Raw genomic sequence first — 22,406 nt, forward strand, 5'->3', positions numbered from 1 at the left:
AAATGAAAACGCTCTTTACATCGCGCATTAATTTTGACTTGATTCGTTTCCATTTCAAGCGCCTTAAAGCATTGACGTTTGTATTTACAGTTTTATTATTTACGACATTTCCAATACCGGTTATTATAAAACGTCTTAACATTTACTACAGTCCTACTGAATTGTTCGGAGTGAATGCTGCAGTAGGTACATTAGCTTTTATTACGATGGGATTGATGATTATCGCTCCGTTTATCTTCTTCCATTACCTTTTCTCCAGTCGTGCGGTGGATGTGTATCATGCCCTTCCAATTCGACGTCGTGATTTGTTTATTACCTATATAGTTACTGCAGCACTTGCTGTACTTATTCCGTTTGCATTAACCTATTTTACCGGCTATATATTGACGTTTCTGCTTTTCGCAAATCCTTTTACATCACTTCATATTTTTACTTTTATGCGCCTGGTTGTTATTTTTATTTCGATCAGTGCACTCACTGTATTTGTAATTATGAATACAGGAACTCTCTCTGATGCAATCATCTACACCGGTATTTTATCCATCGCGCCTTTTGTTGCCTATGCAGCAATCCAATTCTTCGCAGGTCGATTCATTACAGGTTTTGCAAGTGGTAGTGGCGATATTCTGCCTTTCATTTCACCACACCTTGCAGTCTTAGCTGTGATTGTACCCATGGGACTGAGTGTTGATCCAAGTATTATTTCTTCATACTGGTTCATCATTTCAATTATTATCTATGTTGTTTCAATTTGGCTTTATGAACGCCGTCGTTCCGAGAGAACCGAAGAACCCTTTACAAATCGTGTCTTCTTTTCCTTAATCACTTCCTTATTCACAGCCATACTCTTGGTTGGACTTATTGCATTTTGGTCCACGGTAAACACAATAGATGCATCATTCTTATCACCCCGTGTTATTACCATTCCAATATTGTTAGCTTTCGTTGTTTATGTTCTCTTAAACATCATCAAGAACCGTTCAACACGTAAGTTTAAAGAAGTAACACGTAACTATGCCATCATGGTCGTTACAACCCTGGTAATATTGTCCACATTCTATTTCACCAATGGTTTTGGGTTCACCGAGAGGATTCCTGATAGCAAAGATATCGAGAGTATCCAAATTAGCGAATCATCGATAGCGCAAATTCCATTCATTGGGATGACATCAACGAATAAATTAATTTTGAATGACCCCGAGAGTATTCGTCAATTCGTTGTTTTCCACGAAGATATCGTTGGCCGCATTGACTCGAAACGAGGGCTCGTATCTGACAACGCCTATGAACTGACCGACCCAAATGCTGATTACAACAACTATGTAAGTCTTGAATTTGCCTATGTACTGACAAATGGCAGTCGCATGTCGCGTGCTTTCCTTGTCCACAACTCACTTCTTGATACACTCTTGCCGATTGCATTCACTACGGAAGTACAGTCACAAGTAAATCCAATCTTAAGCGGTAAATATTACCCCGACTATGTAGAGTTTTTCTCACCATCATTCTCAACTCGCTATACATTTACTGGAAAGTTGGATGAGCTGGTTGAAATCTACCGGCAAGAGATTAGCAATTACACAGTTGATGATTACACCAAGAACGGGGGGTATCTCAAGTACATTTTAGCTTATGGCTCCGATGACAGAATCTTCCAGTTAAATATTGATGAGCGCCATACCCGTACACTCCAATACCTCGAAACGCATCTTATCGACCCCATCGATACCGAGTTTACATTCCAACGCTTCATCGCGCCGATTGAGGATCCTGAGTTTCATTATTATAATCCAATCTCCGGCTATGTTCGAAAAACAAACGTTTGGGATATATCCTCTTCGATTTCAGAAAGTTTGACTCTTACAACAGCAGATGCAAAGAAACTCGATACTCAGCTCAAAGCGTATGCTTACTCAGAGAATCGTTACGATACATTGTTAATCTATAGTTTCTCTGATGATATCGCCCATTACTTTAGCGTTCAATTACCGATTATTCCAAATTAAAAGGGGATTCCATAAAGGGATTCCATATGGAATCCCCTTTACTTATTTCTTCGGTATTTCAATATAATTATTCATAGTTACAAGTTTGTTTACGACATCATAATCCACATCCATAATGTATCCGAGCCCATTGGGTGTAGCGATTTCACGGAATGTATCAAAAGATAGGGGAGCCAAGAACATGAGGAATGTTTTAACGATACCTGAATGGCAAACAATCGTCAATGAATCTTCTCGTGCAACTACCATTTCATCAAGAATCGCATTCAACTTTCCAAAAATACGCAATGCAACCTGTGAGATTGTCTCACCATTTACATGCGGTTGGTTGCGAATATATACTTCATTATAGGGGATATTATCGATTTGATCCCAACGTATATCTTCGTAATCACCAAAATGAATTTCACGAAATGCGGGCGACGATTCATTAATTGGTGTTTCATCACCATAAATTAGTTTGAATGTATCAATTGTTCGGACCAAATCAGATGTATAATAGCGATCAGTTTTGGGATATGCGTATGTTTCACGATACTCATGTAATTCTTCAATTCCTTTTTCAGAGAGCTTTGTATCACTCCAACCTGTATAGGTTCCCAAATCATTTCCAATCGTGTAGCCATGTCGTACCAGTACAATTTTCATAGTCAATCAAATCTCCTTCTGTACTATTCTAACTCATTTTCCTACTGGATACCAATTCTAAGAAAGACTTAAAAAGTCACAGTCTGTTTTGGACTGTGACTTTCATTAACTAATTTGTGTTCCGTTAGAAACAACACCACCGGATACAAGGTCCATGCCTTCAGCATCTTTTGCGGCAAGAATCATACCGTGTGACATGACGCCACGCAAGCTAACAGGTTTGAGATTTTCAACTACGACAACCTTACGACCCATTAGGTCGTCGACGCTAAAGTGTTCCACAAGACCGCTGACAACTTGAACTTTCTTTGAACCTAAATCCACTTGGACAACGTACAATTTGTCTGCCTTAGGATGTTTCTCTACTTCAACAATTGTCCCTGTCTTGAGAATCATCTTCTTAAATTCGTCAATTGTAATTTCATCAACAGCTTCGATTTCTTCCAGACTTGCTGTAGATGGTGTCATTTGCGCTTCGAGTTTCGCAAGTGTCTCTTCTTTATCAAGACGAGAGAAAATAATTTCTGTCTTTTCAATAACAGGATGCCCCAGTTCAAAGAGACCAAACTGATGTCCTTGTTCGAAACTGCGGTGTTGGGTTTGGATTTGATCCAAAATCTTTACGGCTGTTTCCGGAACAAACGGTTGCAGTGCGATACCACCTACGCGAATGAGTTCAACAAGATTGTATAAAACAGTTTGAAGACGGCCATGCGATGCTTCCTCTTTTGCGAGTACCCATGGCTGTGTATCATCAATATATTTGTTTCCTTTACGGAAAAGCGCGACGATTTCAGAAATTGCGTCGGAAACATGCAATGTTTCCATCTTATGCTCAACATTTGTCATTAAAGATTTAATCGATGCGATAAGTTCGTCATCAATCGAATCACTCACAGTGTTTACCGTTAAGGTTCCGCCAAAGTATTTATTGACCATTGAAACTGTACGATTCACAAGGTTTCCAATTATATTTGCTAAATCTGTGTTAATGCGTTCAATCATCAACTCATTGGTAATATGTCCATCTCGCTCGTATGGCATTTCATGAAGCATGATATAGCGAACCGGATCAACACCCAGAACTGCGGCAACATCATCGACATATACGGCATTTCCTTTTGATTTGCTCATCTTACTGTCACCAGTAAGCAACCATGGATGACCAAAGATTTGATCTGGTAACGGAAGATCAAGTGCCATCAAGAGAATTGGCCAGTAAATCGTATGGAATCGAAGAATATCTTTTCCAATAAGGTGAACATTTGCAGGCCACCACTCGTAGAATTCAGGGGCGTGATTGCCATCTGCATCGTATCCAATGCCTGTAATATAGTTTACAAGGGCATCAATCCAAACATAAATGACATGCTCTGCATCAAAATCAACTGGGATTCCCCATTTGAAGCTTGTGCGTGACACGGCAAGATCAAAAAGTGGCTCTTTCAAGAAGTTCTGTAACATTTCATTCTTACGAGACTCTGGTTGAATAAAACTTGGATTATCCTTAATATGTTGTACCAAACGATCTTGGTAATTACTCATCTTAAAGAAATACGTTTCTTCTTGCTGACGTTCAATCGTTGCACCACAATCTGGACAGATGCCATTTTCGACTTGGGAGTCCGAATAGAATGACTCATCTGCTTTACAGTACCATCCTTCATAGAATCCTTTAAAAAGATCGCCTTGATCAAAAAGTCGCTTGAATATTTTTTGAACTTGCTCTTTGTGGTATGTATCCGTTGTACGTATGAAGTGGTCGTACTCCACATTCATCAATGAAAAGAGTCCTTTGATGACATCTGAAATATTATCAACATGTTGTTTGGGTGTAATGCCTGCAGCATGTGCATATTCTTCAATTTTTTGTCCGTGTTCATCCGTTCCCGTTTGGAAGTATACATTATATCCTTGTTCCCGTTTGAAGCGTGCAATTGCATCTGCCAAAACGATCTCATAGACATTGCCAATATGAGGTTTTGCAGATGTATATGCAATCGCGGTTGTTATATAGTAATTGTTTTTATCTTTCATAAGAAGCCTCCGCTTATTTCCTTGTAATTATAGCCTATTTAGTCCGTTCTCACAACTTATCCATTAAAAAACTCAGCCATTAGTTTCAGCTGAGTTTTGCTTTATCCGACGTAGATTTCGTTAAGTTTTAGGATATCATCCGCGCTCAATTGTAATACTTCTTGAACGTAGGTATCAAATGTACCATAATCCTCTTCAATGGCACGAAATGCCGTACCAATGTATTCGGGGTCAACTATCGTGTATCCTCGATAGTTCTCGATTTGTTCTGGAGTAACATCGGGGAATTTTTCCATCATCTTTTCGAGCATTTCTTGTTGGTTGTCTTTGTTAAGTTCGTTGGTTCGAAGATAATCTTTCATGATATCTTCTTCAGACGCTCCCAAAATTTTGAGTATTTGAGCGGCCGCAAATCCTGTTCTGTCTTTTCCGGCAGAACAATGGAAATATACAGCACCTTCTTCATTTAACAGAAGTTCTTTAAAGAATTGACGGTATTCCATTTGAGCATGATCATCACGCACTAATTGATTGTTTAATTGACACATGTGGTCATGAGCAACCGTACTTTTCACTTGGTTCATCATACGCATTGGGTCTGCTGTTGTTCGTTGACGTCTTCCTAAGATATCAAGGTGTACATATGTCAATCCATCAATCATGTCATTGGGTTGACGGTCTTGCTCATCCAAGGTTCTTAAGTCAATAACAGTTTTTAGTTCGTATTCATTCAAAAGGCGATTCACTGTTTGCGAATCAAGATGTTCCAACGGTCCACCGCGTAGTAGTTTATGTGGTTTTACATGACCACCACTCACTTGAATGCCTCCGATATCTCGGAAGTTTAATATTTTCTTATGCATTTCCATGTCTTTCCTCCTAATAGAAAAAATCCCGATTGGCTCGGGATTAGTTTTTGTTTGTACGTTTTTTCAAACACTCTTTACAAATACCCTCAAAAGTCATGTCATGTTCGATAACAAGACACCCGAGTTCTTTTTCAACAAGTGCGTGGAGATCATCACGATAGTCAATTTCCACATCATCAATACGGTTGCATTCACGGCAACGGAAATGATAGTGATCGTGGAGGTTTTTATCGTAAATAAATCCCAACTCAGGATGGCGGACACGATTGATGAGTTTCTCAGAAAAGAGCACGTTTAAATTACGGTATATTGTAGCTATACCGATAGATACGCCCCCATCTTTTAGGGTTGAGTGAATTTGATCAGCGGTCATATGACCCTCTGATGCTTGAATCACTTCTAAAATCTCTTGTCTTTGCTTTGTTAATTTAATACTCATATCATATCACCATGTTAATTATAGCATAGAATTAGCGATCACCGTTAAAAATTGAATTTTTAACAACAACATAATCAACTTTGCGAATTGACTCTAAATCACGACCACCCGCATAAGATATTGATGATTGTAAGTCTTGTTTCATCTCTAATAATGTATCGGCAAGATTTCCCTTGTAAGGAACAAGAATCTTCTTTCCTTCAACATTTTTATGTTCACCTTTTTGGTACTCTGATGCACTTCCGAAGTATTCTTTGTATGTGACACCATCCACATCAACAATTTCACCAGGCGACTCTTCGTGACCTGCAAAAAGCGATCCAATCATACAGATTGTTGCGCCAAAACGAATTGATTTTGCAATGTCTCCGTGGTTGCGAATTCCACCATCGGCAATAATTGGTTTGCGAGCAGCTTTTGCACACCATGCAAGTGCTGATAATTGCCAACCACCTGTTCCAAAACCAGTTTTTAACTTCGTAATACATACCTTACCAGGACCAACACCGACTTTGGTTGCATCCGCTCCAGCATTTTCAAGTTCACGAACTGCTTCAGGCGTTGCGACATTTCCAGCAATTACAAAAGTTGCAGGCAAGTGTTTCTTTATATGTTTAATCATTGATATTACTTGCTCGGAATGTCCGTGCGCAATATCAATAGTAATGTATTCAGGAATGACGTTATCATGCGCGAGTTTCTCAACAAAGTCATATTCAGTGTCTTTAACACCAACACTGATGGATGCAAAAAGCCCTTCAGCTTGCATTTCTTTGGTGAAATCGTAGCGACGTCCTTCGTCAAAACGATGCATGACGTAGAAGTAGTTATTCTTTGCGAGCCAAAGTGCGACGGTTTCGTCAACGATTGTCTGCATGTTTGCAGGAACAATTGGCATTGCGAAGGTATGGTTTCCAAATTTTACAGTTGTGTCACATTCTGAGCGACTTTTTACAATACATTTGTTGGGAATTAACTGAATATCTTCGTAGTCAAATATTTTCATTTTCTATCTCCTATTTTTCGTCATGATAATATGCATACAGTTCATTTTTTGAGACTTTATTACGTTTGGCAATTGTTGAAATTGAACGTGAAATTGAATTTCCTGTTGCAATCTCATCGTCAATTTGGGTAACAAGGCTGCTAAAGTCTATGACACCGATTTCTTGACGCTTGTCGATTACAAGTACAAACTCACCTTTAATCACTTCAATAGCTTCAATAACCTCGGAAACAGTGCCTCGTATGAATTCTTCGTGCATCTTTGTAAGCTCACGAACAAGACATATTTGTCTGTCACCGAGTACATCATACACAATTTCTAATGTCTTTGCTAACTTGTGAACCGATAAATAATAAATTGTCGTCATCGGCAAATCCTTGTTGGTTTCCAACTGTTTCTTTAGCTGACTTTCCTTGTGTTCAAGAAACCCCATAAAAGCAAATGGTTGAGCTACCAGTCCTGATGCAACGAGGGCATTTAAGAATGCGCTTGGTCCTGATATTGGGACCACATTATAGCCTGCTGCAATTACATCGGTTACTAGAGTTTGTCCAGGATCTGAGATGAGGGGATATCCTGCATCACTAACAAGGGCAATGCTTTCATGTTCCTTAAATAATTCAAGAATTCCTTGCGCGCTTTCTTTTTCATTATGGGCATGGTGGCTGATTAGTTTTGTCTTTATTTCAAAGTGTTGCAATAGTTTACCCGTATTCCGAGTATCTTCTGCTGCGACTACATCGACACTTTTCAATACCTCAATTGCGCGAGGACTCATTTCTTGCAGATTACCGATTGGTGTCGCAACAAGATAGAGGGTGGGTAGTCCGTTCTTAAAGCTTTGTTGTTTTATCATTGGGTTCCTCCTAAAGTACACGGGATTTATGATAGTTAATAAACTCATAGCCGAGCTGATCCAAAAGTAGATTCGTGTTGATTCCCGGTCGAATTCGGTCTTTGAGCATGAGCATAATTTTCTTGTAATTGAGTTGTGTTGGTTCATCAATGTTTGTCACTTTTGCATGGACTGCGCCGTTTGCACTGCTTCCCATCACAACAATCACAATATCCATAAAGAAATCAATATTCTCTTTGTCTATTTTCTTGTTTTTGATGCCTTCATGCTGTACGTGAACAACTGCCTCGCGTATTTTTCCTTGATTCAAATAATCAACGAACTCAAACGCGACATCCATAACACTCACATAGGCTCCAGATTCAGCAATCACTACCATTTCTTCACTGCTGTTTGATATCCTTGATAAGAGGTAGGCGTCCAGTTCATCAAGTCCTTTGTTGAGTCCTTCATGGTAAAGTACTTCTTGATCGTGACTCTCAAGTTGTATTAAGAGGCAGCGGGATTTGATTGTTTCAAGAACACGATTGGGTTGGGACGTTGTCAAGATTGCTGTAATATCACTTTCAGGTTCTTCTAGAAATTTAAGGATACTGTTCATGGCGGAAATACTTGCATTCTCAACGTCTTCAATAATATAGACTTTATGAGAGTCTTGCTCCATATTTGTTTGGGTAAAGTAATCTTTAAGTGATACGATTTCGTCTTTCTTAATACTCTCGTCACGACTGCTGACGACCTTGAAATCACCATGTTGGTTGTTCGCAATGCGCTCGCAAACTGAACACGATTGACACGCACCAATTGTTTGTTCACGACACATCAAACTCTGCGCCATATATGTCGCAAAAGAAAAAGCATCACTTTTTCCAACGACTAGGTATGCATGCGAAACCATATTCTTCTCTTGTTGTTTATGAAATAAGTTTAATGCTTTGGCTTGTTCTTTCATCTATAATACGTCCTCAATGATTTTTATTGCTTGTTTTGCGACTGCTTCAACAGTTCTGTTCCCATCAATAACATGAATGCGATCAGGGAAGCGTTTAATCACTTCTTGATATCCTTCATAGACACGGTTATGGAATGCCTCCCCTGCTAATTCAAGTCGGTCCATGGCACCACGTTTTCCCGTACGTTCCAAACCAATGGCCGGATCACAATCGATGAAAATGGTAATATCGGGAAGTCTGTTCTCGATTGCGAACATGTTTAGGTTCCATACGGCATCAATACCAATTCCTCGAGCGTACCCTTGATATGCCAATGATGAATCAATAAAACGATCACAAAAAACCATCTTACCTGCTTCAAGTGCTGGTAAGATTTTTTCAATTAAATGCTGACGTCGACTTGCCGCATACAATAACGCTTCGGTACGATCATCCATTTCTGTGTTTACGGGATCCAATATCAGATTGCGAATTTTCTCAGAAATTCCAATTCCCCCCGGTTCACGAGTACAGAGCACTTCAATATTCTTTGCCATGAAGTATTCACTCACGTATTTCGTAATTGTTGTTTTCCCACTACCATCTGGTCCTTCAAATGATATAAATAATCCCATAACGACACCTCTTTTTATTCATTATATCATGCACCCATTCATAAAGTTGTTTAAAAAATAGGTTTCCGTTAAAATAGGAGAGAGATTAAGGAGTTTTATACGATGAAACTATGGAAAAAAGCATTTACAAGAGCTTCAGAAGATAATATTTATGTAGCAATTTCTTTCTTTTTATTTGTACTTTTAGTTGTCCACTTTTTCACACGATCACAATGGGCAATTTACGGAATTGGCGTCCTGTTTGTGATTGCAATGATTTATCTTGTTTATCACTACATCCAAACCCGAAAGGAAGAAAAAAATGGTAAAAACGTTAAAAAAACAAAGCGAAAATAAAAGATACGAAGGGATTATTGTTGACCTTTATAATACCGATTTTGAAACAGATGCCGGCATTTTCACTGCGGAAGTTTTAAAGCACCCTGGTGGCGCCTGTATTGCAGCAACCCATGACAATGAAACCTTCTATGTTGTTGATCAGTTTCGCTTCGGAACGGAGCTTGTTATGACGGAGTTTCCTGCTGGAAAGACAGACCCTGGCGAAGACCCACAAACAGTTGCACTGCGGGAATTACGAGAAGAGATAGGCTATACGGCACAAACAATTGTCCCATTAGGATTCGTTCACAGTTCACCAGCGTTTTTGAGCGAGACATTGCATCTTTATTATGCGACTGATTTAGAATTTGTTGGCCAAGATTTGGATGAAGGTGAGGAATTGCATGTTTATCGACTATCCTTATCCGAAATCGAAGCTCGGATTATGCGAAACGAAATAACGGATGCGAAAACTATTGCGCTTGCTTACCGCCTTAAACACTACCTTAATAAATAGTTAAAGCCCTTAGCGGGCTTTTTTTATTGAAAATTATACCCTAAAACTTCGATAAATGATGCAACCGTCGTTGCTTGTAGTAGCTGATCAATGACCACACTTTCTGTGAGCATCATCGAAAGTGGATCAAAGATATCCGCGAATACTTTACGATCATCCTTAGCAATTGTAAGCATAATGACAAGATTAACATCGGTTGTATCCCATCGGATTGGATGTTTGCTGATGAATACGAGCATTGATGTCTTCTCTGCATTCATTCGCATGGAGTGGGGAATTGCAATTTTCCCAAATCCTGTGGATGACATCGCTTCCCGATCCATAATTTCTTGTTTGAACATTTCACCCACACTCCCCATATCTACTGCTTTAGAAACCAAAAAATCAATCACATTTTGCTGGTTTCTTGGTTCATCGTTGAGGAAGAAGGTTTGCGAAGAAAGCATCGTACTGATGGTCTCTTTAAAGGTGTTGCGACGCTTATTCTCCTTAAGGCGATGGATTGTTTCATAAATTTGTGCAGTGTCACGCTCATTTTTAAATGGATTAATCACAATAACAGGCAAGACTGGTGTAGTTTGCAGCGGTTGTGTTGTAATGATTAAATCCACATCGAAATTCTCGATACTAAATTCATCGGTCACCATATTTTGGACAACCAAAGAATCATGGAACGTTTCCGTAAGGTGGTTATAAAGATTCTGATTCATGTCGTAGTATTGTGGAAAAATAAAGATGCAACTTACCTTGTTACCAAGGCTTTTTTGAGTTTCTAAAGCACCACCAATGTGAAATGCGATGTAGGTAATTTCATCATCACTAATTTGCACATTAAAACGATGACTGATATCGTGAGCTACCGAAACTGCGCAATCATAGATCAGAGGACAGCTTTGTTTAATATTCATTGTGATGGGGTTCTTATTGGATCTTCCCATTTGCAATCGTTTGAGAAGATTATTGATGTGCAATGCAAAGCGAAAGAAGAATTGATTTTCACTAATATCAATATAGTAATAACGATTGATACTTTTAATCAAATCATCGACCAAATTCAAAACGCCTTCATCAATATAGGATGCAATGTTTAATTCATTGACGGCGTTAAAGTTGATATTAGATCCCGAACTTAAAATAAGCAGCGATAACTCATATACTTCTTCTTTGCTGTACTGAATCTGAAAATAAGAACTAATCCGTTGTGTTATTTTTTCTGCAATTTGTATCTCAGTATTGGTACTGATAATGTCCATTGTTTCGGAGTCAGAATATGTATTGTTGTGTTGAATTCTGCTGATTGATACCACAATATGTAAAATCAGATTCATCAATGCATAATCGTTCACAAAATAGTGGGCTTCGTTGAGTGTACTGACGACAATATCACGGATTTTAAATATATTATACTCATCAAAGTTGTTTTGCAATGACTCAATATTGAGAAAGTTTTGATTGGATTCTTTGTAGAGGATTGATGTTAAGAGTCGTCGTTTATTTTTTTCCAATCCTTGAATAACTACGGTTTGCTTTTCGACTTTCATTGTTAGTGAGTACGTGTCTAACCTTTTTTTGAGTTGGGCAAGATCGGCACGAACTGTTGACTCACTCACATGAAGTTCGTAGGCAATTGTAACAATATTTAGATGTTCTTTCTTAATGAGCGAGCGAATAATGTACACAAGACGCTCATCGGGTGTTGAAGGCATTGCGACAACGCTATTAATGGCAATCTGTTTGTAGCGTTCACGGTTTAGTGCATATCCATACGGTGATGCCTTGATGAGTCCTGGATAGCTTTCATTGATTGACTTGACATAGCTTTTTACAGTTCGCACGGATTTTCCAAGCGCATCGGCCAAATGTGTCGCATGTATTGATGAAGTTGCACTGCTTAAATGATTCAAAATCTCTACGTACTTCGAGTCCAGCATCTCATCACCGCCTTTCTATATTAGTATACCAATCTTGTCACAACGACGATGTAACTATTTGCACCGCATGCGTGCGAAAAAATAAATTTGCACCACGCTAACCCATTCATAATGAAGGTAGAAAAGGAGTTTACATTATGAAAAAACTTAGAATTCTTCTGGTTTGCGGTTCTGGTGCAAGTAGTGGATTTATGGCCGCTAACATGCGCAAAGCCGCAGCGTCAAAAGGACTTGATGCATCGATTACTGCGCGCAGTGAGTCTGAGATTGAGAATTACATCGACGAGATTGATGTCTTGATGGTCGGACCGCATCTCGCCTATATCTTAGATGAAGTTGACAGTTACATCGGGGATGCACCTGTTAAGGTAATCCTGATGAGGCCAGAGTATTACGCAACATTGGATGGTGCAAGAGCAATTGACCATCTGATGCAAGAAATCGGAATGGAGGAACAAACTCATGAATAAATTAATTCATTGGTTGGAAAATTCATTTGCTCCAAAAATGAATAAGGTAAATACAAATGTCTGGATTGTTGGTATCAAAGATGGCATTATGCAGACTTTACCTTTTATCTTTCTTGGTTCTGTATTCTGTATGCTTACAATCCTCAACGATTACATTCCAAACTTACCTAATTTCTGGGTGCCTTTTGGTTGGACAATGGGAATGGTATCACTCTTCGTGGCATTTCTCGTCCCATTTAACATTATGGAAAAGAAACGCCTTCGCAAGAATCGAATCAATGCAGGACTTGCCGGTCTTGTTTTATTCCTAATTATCATTACCCCTCAAGTTGTTGCATCGGGTAACCCTGGATTTGGTCATGAGTCTTTGGGGGCTGGGGGTATGTTTATCGCAATGGTCGCTGGATTGATTTCGGCTGTTGTGTTTACAATTTTCTCGAAATTCTCTTTCTTTAAGGAAGAATCCGTTATCCCTGACTTTGTACGCTCGTGGTTTGACTCCATGCTACCGATTGGGATCATCATTCTCTTTGGTTGGATTGTTGTCGACCTTGTTGGATTTGATTTATACAATATGGTTTTAGCAATCTTCAAACCCTTGGCAGGTCTTGTTGAATCTCCAATTGGATTCCCACTTACCATGTTTATTTTCTGTTTCTTATATTCACTTGGTATATCTTCATGGGTTTTAACACCAATCTTAACCCCTGTATTTCTTGATGCGATGCAAGCAAATATCTCAGGACTTGCTACAAATTTAGTAACAAACTCTACCGTGTATTCATCATATCTATGGGTAGGTGGTATTGGCTGTACTTTCCCGCTTGTCATCATGTGTGCAATGTCACGTTCAAAGAAACTCAGTGCTCTGGGAAAGGCGTGTATTGGGCCATCAGTGTTTAACATTAATGAACCCATTGTCTTTGGAGCCATTGCTTGGAATCCAATTCTTATGATACCAATGTGGTTGCAAGGAATTATTCTTCCAATCATCGTTTGGGTCTTCACCAAAGTTATTGCCTTTGCTCCGATTCCAAACGTTGTATTTGAGATGTGGTATTGTCCGTTCCCAATTTCTACGTGGTTAATCACACGTTCGATTCCAGCATTAATCTTACTCGCTGGCGTTGTACTTGTTGCAACACTCATCTGGCTCCCATTCTTTAGAGTCTATGAACGCCAACAAATTGCTTTAGAAAATTCTGAATTGAAAGAGGTCTAATATGGAAAATGATACATTAACAAAGGTTTCAATGGATATTATTTTGAATGCAGGGGATGCACGATTGTGCTCAACTGAAGCTCAAAAAGCACTGGCAGCGTTTGATTTCGAGCTGGCAAGTTCAAAAATGAAAGAAGCATTTGATAAAATTCGCGTTGCGCATCAATTGCAAACTGAAGTTATACAGGATGAAACGCGCGGCGAGACTTACAATCCTTCACTCTTGTTTACACATGCTCAAGATACACTCATGACAATTTACAGTGAACTCAATATCACCAAACGTCTTATTGATATGATGCGTGCCATTGATGCGCGCCTTAAGAAAGTAGAGGATCAATCATGATAAATACAAAATTCCCAAAAGATTTCCTATGGGGCGGTGCAATTGCTGCCAATCAAGCTGAAGGAGCCTGGCAAGAAGGTGGGAAAGGCTGGTCAATTGCGGATATTAATGAATTCCGTGATGACATCGCTCTTGAAAGGAAGAGCAATAAAGAAGTTACAACCGACTATGTAAAACATGCTATGACCGATACAAAAGGAATCTATCCAAAACGAAAAGCGATTGATTTCTATCATACATACAAAGAAGATCTGGCGCTCTTATCAGGGTTGGGTATTAATACATTCAGAACATCGATTAGCTGGGCACGTATCTTTCCAAATGGGGATGATGTGACACCCAATGAAGCAGGACTTCAATTTTATGATCACCTCTTTGATGAAATGTTACAACTTGGAATGGAGCCCATGGTCACACTATCACACTATGAAATGCCATTGAATCTGACCCTAAACTATCGGGGTTGGTATGATCGTGATGTTATTGATTTCTTTGTGACATACTGTGAAACATGCTTTAAGCGTTACAATGGAAAAGTCAAAAATTGGATTGTTGTCAATCAAATTAATCTCATCGGACACGAATCTTTCAATCACCTTGGAATTGCTGAGGACAAAGTTGATAATCTGCTCGAAGCGAAGTATCAGGGCGTTCATAACGAACTTGTTGCAAGTGCACGTGCCACAAAAATTGGCCACGATATCAACCCTGATAATAATATTGGGATGATGCTTTGTGATTGGATTGCAGCCCCTGCAACATGCAAACCTGAAGATGTCTTTGCAGCCATGAAGAGCAACCAAATGGAATATTATTATGCTGATGTACTCCTACGAGGTACGATTCCTGGCTATGTGCACCGTTTCTATCATGATAATGCATTGAATATTTATATTCCTGCGAGTGATATTGAGGATCTCAAACATACTGCTGATTTTATGTCTTTCTCGTATTACTATTCTTCAATTATTGACAATGAAAACTGGATAACAAAACAAGGAACAAAAGCCAATCCGTATCTCAAAGCAAGTGACTGGGGTTGGGCTATTGATCCCTTAGGACTTCGTACTGCGCTCAACCAATATTGGGATCGTTATCAAAAACCCATCTATATTACTGAGAACGGGTTTGGTGCATTCGATACTGTTGAAGATGACGGAAGGATTCATGATAGTTATCGTATCAATTATTTACGAGCACATGTTGCTGAGATTAAGGAAGCAATTATGGATGGCGTTGATATCCGCGGATACTACCCTTGGGGTCCTATTGACATTGTGAGCTGTTCCTCTTCTGAAATGTCAAAACGCTATGGATTTATCCATGTTGACTTGGATAATTATGGCAAAGGAAGTGGTAAACGACGTCTAAAAGATAGCTATGCCTGGTATAAAGGTGTGGTTGCTTCTAACGGAGAAAACTTAGAATAAAGTTGAAAAACCAGAAAACGTTAAGCTTTTCTGGTTTTTTTGCGGATTTGATTTCCTATAAGTATAAAACCTGTTGTCAGGAATGCATATCCGAATAGTATCTTAGTATTTGTAACGCCCGTATTGGGAAGTTTTTCTTCATTCTTAATTGGTCTGTATTTGAATACAATATCTTGGTGCGTCGGTATGAAAGTCCCTTGAATCTCTTTTTCCAGACTTGCCAATTGATAACCTGGTATGGAGATTGCTTCTGCTGTAAAGGGAATACCAATATCACCCTTTTTCATAATTGAATCATGAATGACATTATCATCCTCGTCCACGAAATGTACCGTCACTGATGACTCAATGATATCTTTTGAATAGATATGAGTGACCACTTGTTGCATGTCTGTAAACAGGCCCTCAGCATTCTCAGAGCGTATGAAAGTGTATCCATCAATCGCAATTGGATTGCTAAAAAACGCATTTCCGATTTTTCCTTGCAGATTTTTCTGAGGTGCAATTGTATTTCCACCTATATCTTTAAAATTTACGATAACGTTCATACCCTCTTGACGTTCATAGATGTGGGTGACACTTTGAGGATCATGGGTTATCGTTCCATTTATGGGTCCTTCACTCCGAACATAATCATAGTTTGAGATTTCAGGAGCATCTGCTTGAAACGATTCGCCAATATTTCCATGAATCGTTTGTGTGTTAGCAAGAGGTTGATTCTCAAGATCAACAAACGACACACTTATCGGTGCACCTTTCGTTTTGACTGCAACATTGATCCTGACACTATAGTTGATTGATCCTGTAAACGAGCGTGCAGGTGGCATGTAGTGGATTGCAAAGGTCTCAACGTCTTGGGGAAGCGCATCAATTACGATGCCTTCCTCTGTTAATGTGAAGCCATTCGATTCTTGCAAGTATACCCACGTTCCATCTTCGCGTTCGTATATTATCATCGGTGCACTGGCGCTGTTTGAGCGTGCTGAAAGCAGGGGAATCCCTTGAGTGTCCATCAACGTATCATTTGAATATAAGAGGGGTGTATCGTCAGTTTCAGGCCTTTGAACTGAACTTAATGATAGTTCCTCACTTTCCATAACCATTCCATAAGATTCTGACAGATTGTCTGGTAAATTCAATGTCGAGAAGTCTCTCATTCCAGAACTATATATTGTGAAGATACTGACGGTCCATGTTTCCATCAAACTCCCAATTCCCACAAGTTCTTCACTTGGAATTGGATTGTTGTAGCTTCCAATGTGTAAATTACCGACCACATTTTGTGGATTCATAAATTGCATTTCGAAGGGTCTTACAAATAGCGAAGCATAGTTTGGAAACGCAATCTCTGGCATATTTATAACGCGTACATGCGTTGTATCAAAATTCCTAATCCTTGTCGCATATTCAATCCCTGTGAGATCTACTTCTGTTCCAGCGGGAAGTAATCGAAAATCTAAACTATAAATGTTATCCATGTCGGCTTTGGTAATCTGCGCAATTTCTTTGCCAAGTTTCTCCGCTACAACGCTTTGTACATTAGCATCTGGCATCCAGTCAGCAATTGATTCTACGGATCGTTCTTCGTATTGGTCTGTCTCTTGTGTATCTGCGTACATCAATGTTGGCGTCAAAATACTTAGGACTGCCATCAAGGACAGTATTGCTTTTTTAGTTGTGTTTATTTTTTTACATTTCATTTGGTATTCCCCTCAATTCTTAGTTTCTCAAGAATTATATCGGCTACCTATCAATTATTGTGTCATTATGTCATGAGAGTGTTCATTTTCGTAACAAACCATATATTCGGTTCATAAAATTCACGAAACTGCAAAATAAAAAATGCCATACCATAAGATCGCTGCGATCGTAATGGTATGACACCTCTATACTTTATCGTTATTCTGATTTATCAGACTTTGGTAGGATAAATACTTGTTCTCCTGATTTTGACACTAATTGAGTACCACGCGCATAGTTTTGTACGTAAGCGGGATCTTGTAAGCGTGCTTTTTCATTATTGAGTGAAGCTTGCTCGCTCTTGATTGTATCAAGTTGTTCCTGTGCAGTGTTAAGTTCGCGATTCAATTGTGCTGTCGATAATAATTCCTTTACAGAATTGGTAATCATAATTCCTGAGAATGCAAGAACAGCAACACCAAAAATAGTTGTCGCAATTTTTGCAACAGGTGATAACTTTCTTGTTTTTTTCTTCATCGTTTGAGCCATTGTGTCTCATCTTCCTTTACATATTTACTCTTATAATTATACTGACAATTTAGTTCAATGCAAGAGTTGTCACCCAACATTCACGGGCCTTAAGACACTCACATATTTTAACTTTTCTTGTATCATTTAAGTCATACAGAATTGAAATAATGCGACAACAGTGGCTATTTTAAGTGTTTCATTGTTTTTCAGTCATTTAAACTTGTGATATACCAGTGTTTTGTCACAAAGTTTTGTGTGAGTAATGTTAAGAAAGCGGAGGACGTTCTACTTTTTTGTCAGAAACTAAATCATACATTGGTGGGTTATTTCGCATGATTTTGTCGCTTAAAAATGTCACTTCGATTGTGATATGACGGTGTTCGAAACGAATTTCGACCTCATCACCAACGAGAACTTCTGAAGCTGGCTTCGCTTTCTTGCCATTGATAAAGACACGCTCATCATCAGCAAGTTCTTTCGCGACAGTACGTCGTTTGATAATACGGGACACTTTAAGATATTTATCGAGTCTCATTGTGGTTCTCCTTTAGGTTTTCTAAAATATAGATTATATCTTCTGCCCAATCTTTATACATTGGCAATGTGATAATAATCGTTTGATTCATATATTTAATTTTAATTTCACTGGAACGGTCTGATATCAATTCAAAGAGATGAACACCGTCAACCTGTGAACTGTATGCTTCAGTAAAGATGAGTTCAACTTTGTTAACGCGTTCTTTAAATGACTTAATACGATCATCTTTAAGGAATATCTCCAAACGTGTTTTCTCCAATAACATGGTGACTGAGCTGGGAAGTTTTCCATAGCGGTCGCGTATATTTTCATAGAATGCGCTTAATTGTTCCATGGTTTCAATGTCATTGATTTCTTGGTACAGTTCCAATTTCTCACCATCATCACTTGTAAAGTCAGAAGGGAGATATCCATCAATTTTAAGATTTAGGCGCTCCTCTGTTTCAGGAGTAGTTATTGGTTTTCCTTGGCGTTGTGCAATGGCTTCTTTGAGTAACTGTACATACAAGTCGATTCCTACGGTATCAATAAACCCTGATTGGTTCCCACCGAGAAGTTCTCCAGCACCCCGAATTGTGAGGTCACGCATGGCAATCTTATAGCCACTTCCAAGTTGTGTGAATTCCTTGATTGCTTGCAGTCGCTTTTGTGCAATTTCAGTAATATTACGCTTGTCTGGAACGACAAAATAAGCATACGCAAGACGATCTGATCGTCCTACACGACCCTTAATTTGGTAGAGCTGTGACAATCCAAACTTGTGGGCATTGTCCACAATCATTGTATTGGCGTTTGGAATGTCGATTCCTGTTTCGATGATTGTTGTACACACGAGCACGTTTACATCTTTACGTATAAATTGTAACATAACATCTTCAATATCGTTACGGTCCATCTGACCGTGGATAACAGCGACTTTAGCACTTTCGATATTCATGGCCAAATGATTGGCTACATTATAAATGTGTTCGACGTTGTTAAAGAGGTAAAATGCCTGACCACCACGGTTAATTTCTTTCGAAATAATATCTTGAAGGGTCTTTTCATTCTTTTCAATGACATACGTCATTACGGGAAGGCGGTTGGAAGGTGGTGTGTTGAGTTGAGAGAGCGAACGAAGCCCAATTAGCGACATTTGCAATGTTCTTGGAATTGGAGTCGCACTGAGTGACAATACGTCCACAGAGACCTTAAACTCCTTAATACGTTCTTTGTGTTCAACACCAAAGCGTTGTTCTTCATCGATTATTAATAGACCCAAATCCTTAAACTTGATATCTTTGGATAGGACACGGTGTGTTCCAATAAGTACATCGACCTTGCCTTCACGAGTGCGTTTGATAATATCCCTTTGTTCCTTATCTGAGACAAAACGATTTAAGACTTCAACAACAATTGGAAAGTTTGCAAACCGTTCTTTAAATGTACGCGTATGTTGCGCACTTAAAATTGTTGTCGGACATAAGAAGACGACTTGTTTGTTATCAACGAATGCTTTGAATGCTGCACGAATGGCAACTTCTGTTTTCCCAAAACCAACATCCCCAATAAGCAAGCGGTCCATAGGAACAGGTCTTTCCATATCCTTTTTGATCTCTGCAATCGCAATTTTCTGATCGGGTGTCAGTTCGTATTCAAATTCTTCTTCAAACTCTAATTGATACGCATTGTCAGGACTAAATGCATAACCAACACTGTCCATTCGTGACGAATACAAGTTAACAAGTTTATCCGCCACATCGGCCACATCTTGTTTGATGCGGTCTTTATTTTTTTGCCAAGTCGCACTCCCAAGTTTGCTCAGGCGTACGGCGGTTGCTTCGGAAGACATATATTTACGTACCAGCGAAAACTGTTCTAACGGAACGAAGAGTTCATCACCATCACGATACATAATGCGCATGAAATCTTTTTGAACGCCTTCGATTTCTTTTGTTGTAATGCCCATATATTTTCCAATACCATATTGGCGGTGAACGACATAATCTGATGTGTCTAGATCTTGCAATTGGCTGAGCGATTCGGCCTGTAAGAATTTATTGTCATAGCGATACATACGCTTTTTATAGTGATACAACTCTTTTTCTGTATACACAATAATCTGATCGTCTTCTAAAAAGAAGCCACTGCTTATTTCCGAGTAATCTATGTAGATACCATTTTTCTTAGGGTAGTCGGTCAAAATTGCATAATCAATGCCGGCCACCAACAATTCGCGAATAAAGTCTTCCATGGTATTCTCATCCAAAGCAATAATGACTTTTTGCGTTATGGCTTCTTTACGAATCCACTTTAGCGTTTCCTGAATGGAGTCAGAGACGATGTTTGCAGCGTGCCACGGAATGTGTACTTCATTTTCAATTTGATATTCATGAACCAGCATGAGTTTCGATTTTTTTAAGATTGGATTAAAATCAGCATAAAGATCATGAATCGCCAACATCTCACTCATCTCATATTGTTCTTGTACAAATTCATGCACATCTAAGGTGTTTTGGCTCAGAATACGTTCAATACTTTCAACAGGGCTCAGTACTCTTTGCGCATCTTTGACGTAGTCGTAAATGGTTGCATAGCCTTCCCATAACCCTAAGAAAGGATATAGGGTCGCATCATACTCTCCCATTAATAATGTTTCACGCTTTAGTTCAACATTATTTCGGAGTTCCTCATCTTTAATTGGAGCAAGACGCGAGTCAATTGCAGCAACAATCTCGCTGATTTCAGTTTCATTTAAGATAACATCATTTGCAAAGACGAGTGTTGCTGTCTCGTGAACGGCATCTGAGCGTTGTGAGTCAATATCAAAACTACGCATGCTTTCTATTTCAACATCAAAGAATTCGATCCGCAAGGGTTGATTCATTTGAATTGAGAACACATCACAAACACCCCCACGTAAGGCATAGGTAAACGGTTGTTCAACATATTTGACGCGTGTGTAGCCCATTTTGTGCAATTTCTTTGCAAGGACTTCCGGAGCAATTTCTTGTCCAACAGTAAGCGTAATAATTTCCTCTTGCAGTGTTTGTGGATGGGAAAGCTTTCGCACTGAAGCAATCGCATGAGTGATACAAATGTCATAATCACCAGTGATGATTTTATGGAGGGCATCAATCCGATTCGCACGCATGATTTCTGATTGTACAATGACTTCAACGCGCAAGGACTCTTCATGGTTATAGTAGACAACTCGAGAGTCAGGATTCAATCGCTTAATCTCCGCATAAAGATCGGCTGCTTGTTGTTCATTCTCTTTAACAATGAAGAGCGGTTTTGATTGGTTCAATGTCGCACCAATTGCTAAAAGCGACTCCTGGAGCACGCTTAAATGGGCAAAGTTGTTTTTGCCCTGGGTGTACTGATGTACAATTTCATTATTTTTTAAATACGTTTTTAACCAATCCATTACTGTTCCTTCACATTATAGATATTCATAAGTTCCAGCACTTCTTTACCTTCGATGATATCTAAAATTGCCTGTGCTGCGCGATCAATGGCTGTTTCTTCATCAATTTTTCCCATAACATAATCTGCGGTGTTAATAAGAGGGTTTTTACCAATCCCCACTTTAATACGGGTAAACTCCTGAGTTCCAAGATGATTGATAATACTCTTGATACCATTCTGTCCACCCGAGCTGCCTTTGGTGCGAATGCGCAAGATGCCTACATCAAGATCTTTGTCATCTGATATAACAATTATATCCTCAGGATACGCATCATAGTAATCAACAATCTCGCGAACAGACTCGCCCGATAGATTCATATAAGTTTGTGGTTTAACAAGTATAACCTTTTCACCTCGCACAAATGTTTCTGCGATGAGTGCTTTAAACTTCTTCGTTGTGACACTCACTCCCAAAGCTTTCGCCACTTTATCAATGGTAATAAATCCTGCATTGTGGCGCGTTTTTTCATATTGTTTTCCTGGGTTTCCTAACCCGACGATAATTTTCATACATACCACCTTTTAAATAAAAAGAATAAGGGGGT

The 22,406-nt window shown here is 39.1% G+C and carries 21 protein-coding genes; 7 read left to right on the top strand and 14 right to left on the bottom strand.

The window, feature by feature from the left end:
• Positions 1-2 precede the first annotated feature (2 nt).
• The gene (locus G7062_RS01620; protein ID WP_166064177.1) at positions 3-2,006 is read left to right on the top strand and encodes a hypothetical protein; all 2,004 of its coding nucleotides are present in this window, start codon (positions 3-5) and stop codon (positions 2,004-2,006) included.
• A 42-nt stretch (positions 2,007-2,048) separates the two neighbouring features.
• Here G7062_RS01620 and G7062_RS01625 read toward each other — a convergent pair whose 3' ends face one another.
• The 8 genes from G7062_RS01625 to tmk all read right to left on the bottom strand — a co-directional run bounded on the left by G7062_RS01625 (position 2,049) and on the right by tmk (position 9,428).
• Positions 2,049-2,654, bottom strand: a complete 606-nt coding sequence (locus G7062_RS01625; protein WP_166064178.1) for a histidine phosphatase family protein — start codon at positions 2,652-2,654, stop codon at positions 2,049-2,051.
• Between the two features lie 105 nt (positions 2,655-2,759).
• Positions 2,760-4,691, bottom strand: coding sequence for a methionine--tRNA ligase (gene metG, locus G7062_RS01630; protein ID WP_166064179.1), 1,932 nt, complete (start codon positions 4,689-4,691; stop codon positions 2,760-2,762).
• Between the two features lie 101 nt (positions 4,692-4,792).
• Positions 4,793-5,560: a tyrosine-protein phosphatase gene (locus G7062_RS01635; protein WP_240915972.1), complete on the bottom strand. Its 768-nt coding sequence runs from the start codon at positions 5,558-5,560 to the stop codon at positions 4,793-4,795.
• A 40-nt stretch (positions 5,561-5,600) separates the two neighbouring features.
• A complete protein-coding gene (locus G7062_RS01640; protein ID WP_166064180.1) occupies positions 5,601-5,999 on the bottom strand; it encodes a Fur family transcriptional regulator in 399 nt (132 codons plus the stop codon).
• A 31-nt stretch (positions 6,000-6,030) separates the two neighbouring features.
• On the bottom strand, positions 6,031-7,005 hold the full coding sequence (gene guaC / locus G7062_RS01645) for a GMP reductase (RefSeq protein ID WP_166064181.1): 975 nt from the start codon (positions 7,003-7,005) through the stop codon (positions 6,031-6,033).
• 10 nt (positions 7,006-7,015) lie between these two features.
• Positions 7,016-7,861, bottom strand: a complete 846-nt coding sequence (rsmI, locus tag G7062_RS01650) for a 16S rRNA (cytidine(1402)-2'-O)-methyltransferase (protein ID WP_166064182.1) — start codon at positions 7,859-7,861, stop codon at positions 7,016-7,018.
• Between the two features lie 10 nt (positions 7,862-7,871).
• Complete coding sequence (locus G7062_RS01655) at positions 7,872-8,813, bottom strand: DNA polymerase III subunit delta' (RefSeq protein ID WP_166064183.1); 942 nt, start codon at positions 8,811-8,813, stop codon at positions 7,872-7,874.
• Positions 8,814-9,428, bottom strand: a complete 615-nt coding sequence (tmk, locus tag G7062_RS01660; protein WP_166064184.1) for a dTMP kinase — start codon at positions 9,426-9,428, stop codon at positions 8,814-8,816.
• Positions 9,429-9,530: 102 nt separating this feature from the next.
• Here tmk and G7062_RS01665 point away from each other — a divergent pair, with 102 nt between their 5' ends.
• Together G7062_RS01665 and G7062_RS01670 are read left to right on the top strand one after the other, a co-directional pair.
• On the top strand, positions 9,531-9,764 hold the full coding sequence (locus tag G7062_RS01665) for a hypothetical protein (protein WP_166064185.1): 234 nt from the start codon (positions 9,531-9,533) through the stop codon (positions 9,762-9,764).
• On the top strand, positions 9,730-10,263 hold the full coding sequence (locus tag G7062_RS01670; protein WP_166064186.1) for an NUDIX hydrolase: 534 nt from the start codon (positions 9,730-9,732) through the stop codon (positions 10,261-10,263). The genes G7062_RS01665 and G7062_RS01670 overlap by 35 nt, the downstream gene beginning before the upstream one ends.
• 23 nt (positions 10,264-10,286) lie before the next feature.
• Here the strand turns inward: G7062_RS01670 and G7062_RS01675 are convergent, their stop codons facing one another.
• A complete protein-coding gene (locus G7062_RS01675; RefSeq protein ID WP_166064187.1) occupies positions 10,287-12,194 on the bottom strand; it encodes a PRD domain-containing protein in 1,908 nt (635 codons plus the stop codon).
• A 137-nt stretch (positions 12,195-12,331) separates the two neighbouring features.
• Between G7062_RS01675 and G7062_RS01680 the strand changes: the two genes are divergently transcribed.
• From G7062_RS01680 to G7062_RS01695, 4 genes are read left to right on the top strand one after another with little or no spacing between them, the layout of a single operon-like run.
• Positions 12,332-12,664 carry a PTS sugar transporter subunit IIB gene (locus G7062_RS01680; protein ID WP_166064188.1) on the top strand — a complete coding sequence of 111 codons (333 nt, stop codon included), beginning with the start codon at positions 12,332-12,334 and terminating at the stop codon, positions 12,662-12,664.
• Entirely contained in the window at positions 12,657-13,886 is a 1,230-nt protein-coding gene (locus G7062_RS01685; protein WP_166064189.1) for a PTS sugar transporter subunit IIC, read from the top strand. The genes G7062_RS01680 and G7062_RS01685 overlap by 8 nt, the downstream gene beginning before the upstream one ends.
• Position 13,887: 1 nt before the next feature.
• Positions 13,888-14,232 (top strand): PTS lactose/cellobiose transporter subunit IIA, encoded by a 345-nt coding sequence (locus G7062_RS01690; protein ID WP_166064190.1) that lies wholly within the window; start codon positions 13,888-13,890, stop codon positions 14,230-14,232.
• Positions 14,229-15,662, top strand: coding sequence for a glycoside hydrolase family 1 protein (locus G7062_RS01695; RefSeq protein ID WP_166064191.1), 1,434 nt, complete (start codon positions 14,229-14,231; stop codon positions 15,660-15,662). Before G7062_RS01690 ends, G7062_RS01695 begins: the two co-directional genes overlap by 4 nt.
• 20 nt (positions 15,663-15,682) lie before the next feature.
• On the opposite strand, the gene G7062_RS01700 is transcribed toward G7062_RS01695, so the two are convergent.
• From G7062_RS01700 to pth, 5 genes are all read right to left on the bottom strand, one after another.
• Positions 15,683-17,362 carry a MucBP domain-containing protein gene (locus tag G7062_RS01700; protein WP_166064192.1) on the bottom strand — a complete coding sequence of 560 codons (1,680 nt, stop codon included), beginning with the start codon at positions 17,360-17,362 and terminating at the stop codon, positions 15,683-15,685.
• 199 nt (positions 17,363-17,561) lie between these two features.
• Positions 17,562-17,891, bottom strand: a complete 330-nt coding sequence (locus tag G7062_RS01705; RefSeq protein WP_240915973.1) for a septum formation initiator family protein — start codon at positions 17,889-17,891, stop codon at positions 17,562-17,564.
• A 247-nt stretch (positions 17,892-18,138) separates the two neighbouring features.
• On the bottom strand, positions 18,139-18,408 hold the full coding sequence (locus tag G7062_RS01710; RefSeq protein WP_166064193.1) for an RNA-binding S4 domain-containing protein: 270 nt from the start codon (positions 18,406-18,408) through the stop codon (positions 18,139-18,141).
• Positions 18,395-21,820, bottom strand: a complete 3,426-nt coding sequence (gene mfd / locus G7062_RS01715) for a transcription-repair coupling factor (protein ID WP_166064194.1) — start codon at positions 21,818-21,820, stop codon at positions 18,395-18,397. Before mfd ends, G7062_RS01710 begins: the two co-directional genes overlap by 14 nt.
• Positions 21,820-22,371, bottom strand: coding sequence for an aminoacyl-tRNA hydrolase (gene pth, locus G7062_RS01720; RefSeq protein ID WP_166064195.1), 552 nt, complete (start codon positions 22,369-22,371; stop codon positions 21,820-21,822). The genes mfd and pth overlap by 1 nt, the downstream gene beginning before the upstream one ends.
• Between the last annotated feature and the right edge of the window lie 35 nt (positions 22,372-22,406).

Source organism: Erysipelothrix sp. HDW6C (assembly GCF_011299615.1).
Taxonomy (GTDB): Bacteria; Bacillota_I; Bacilli_A; order Erysipelotrichales; family Erysipelotrichaceae; genus Erysipelothrix.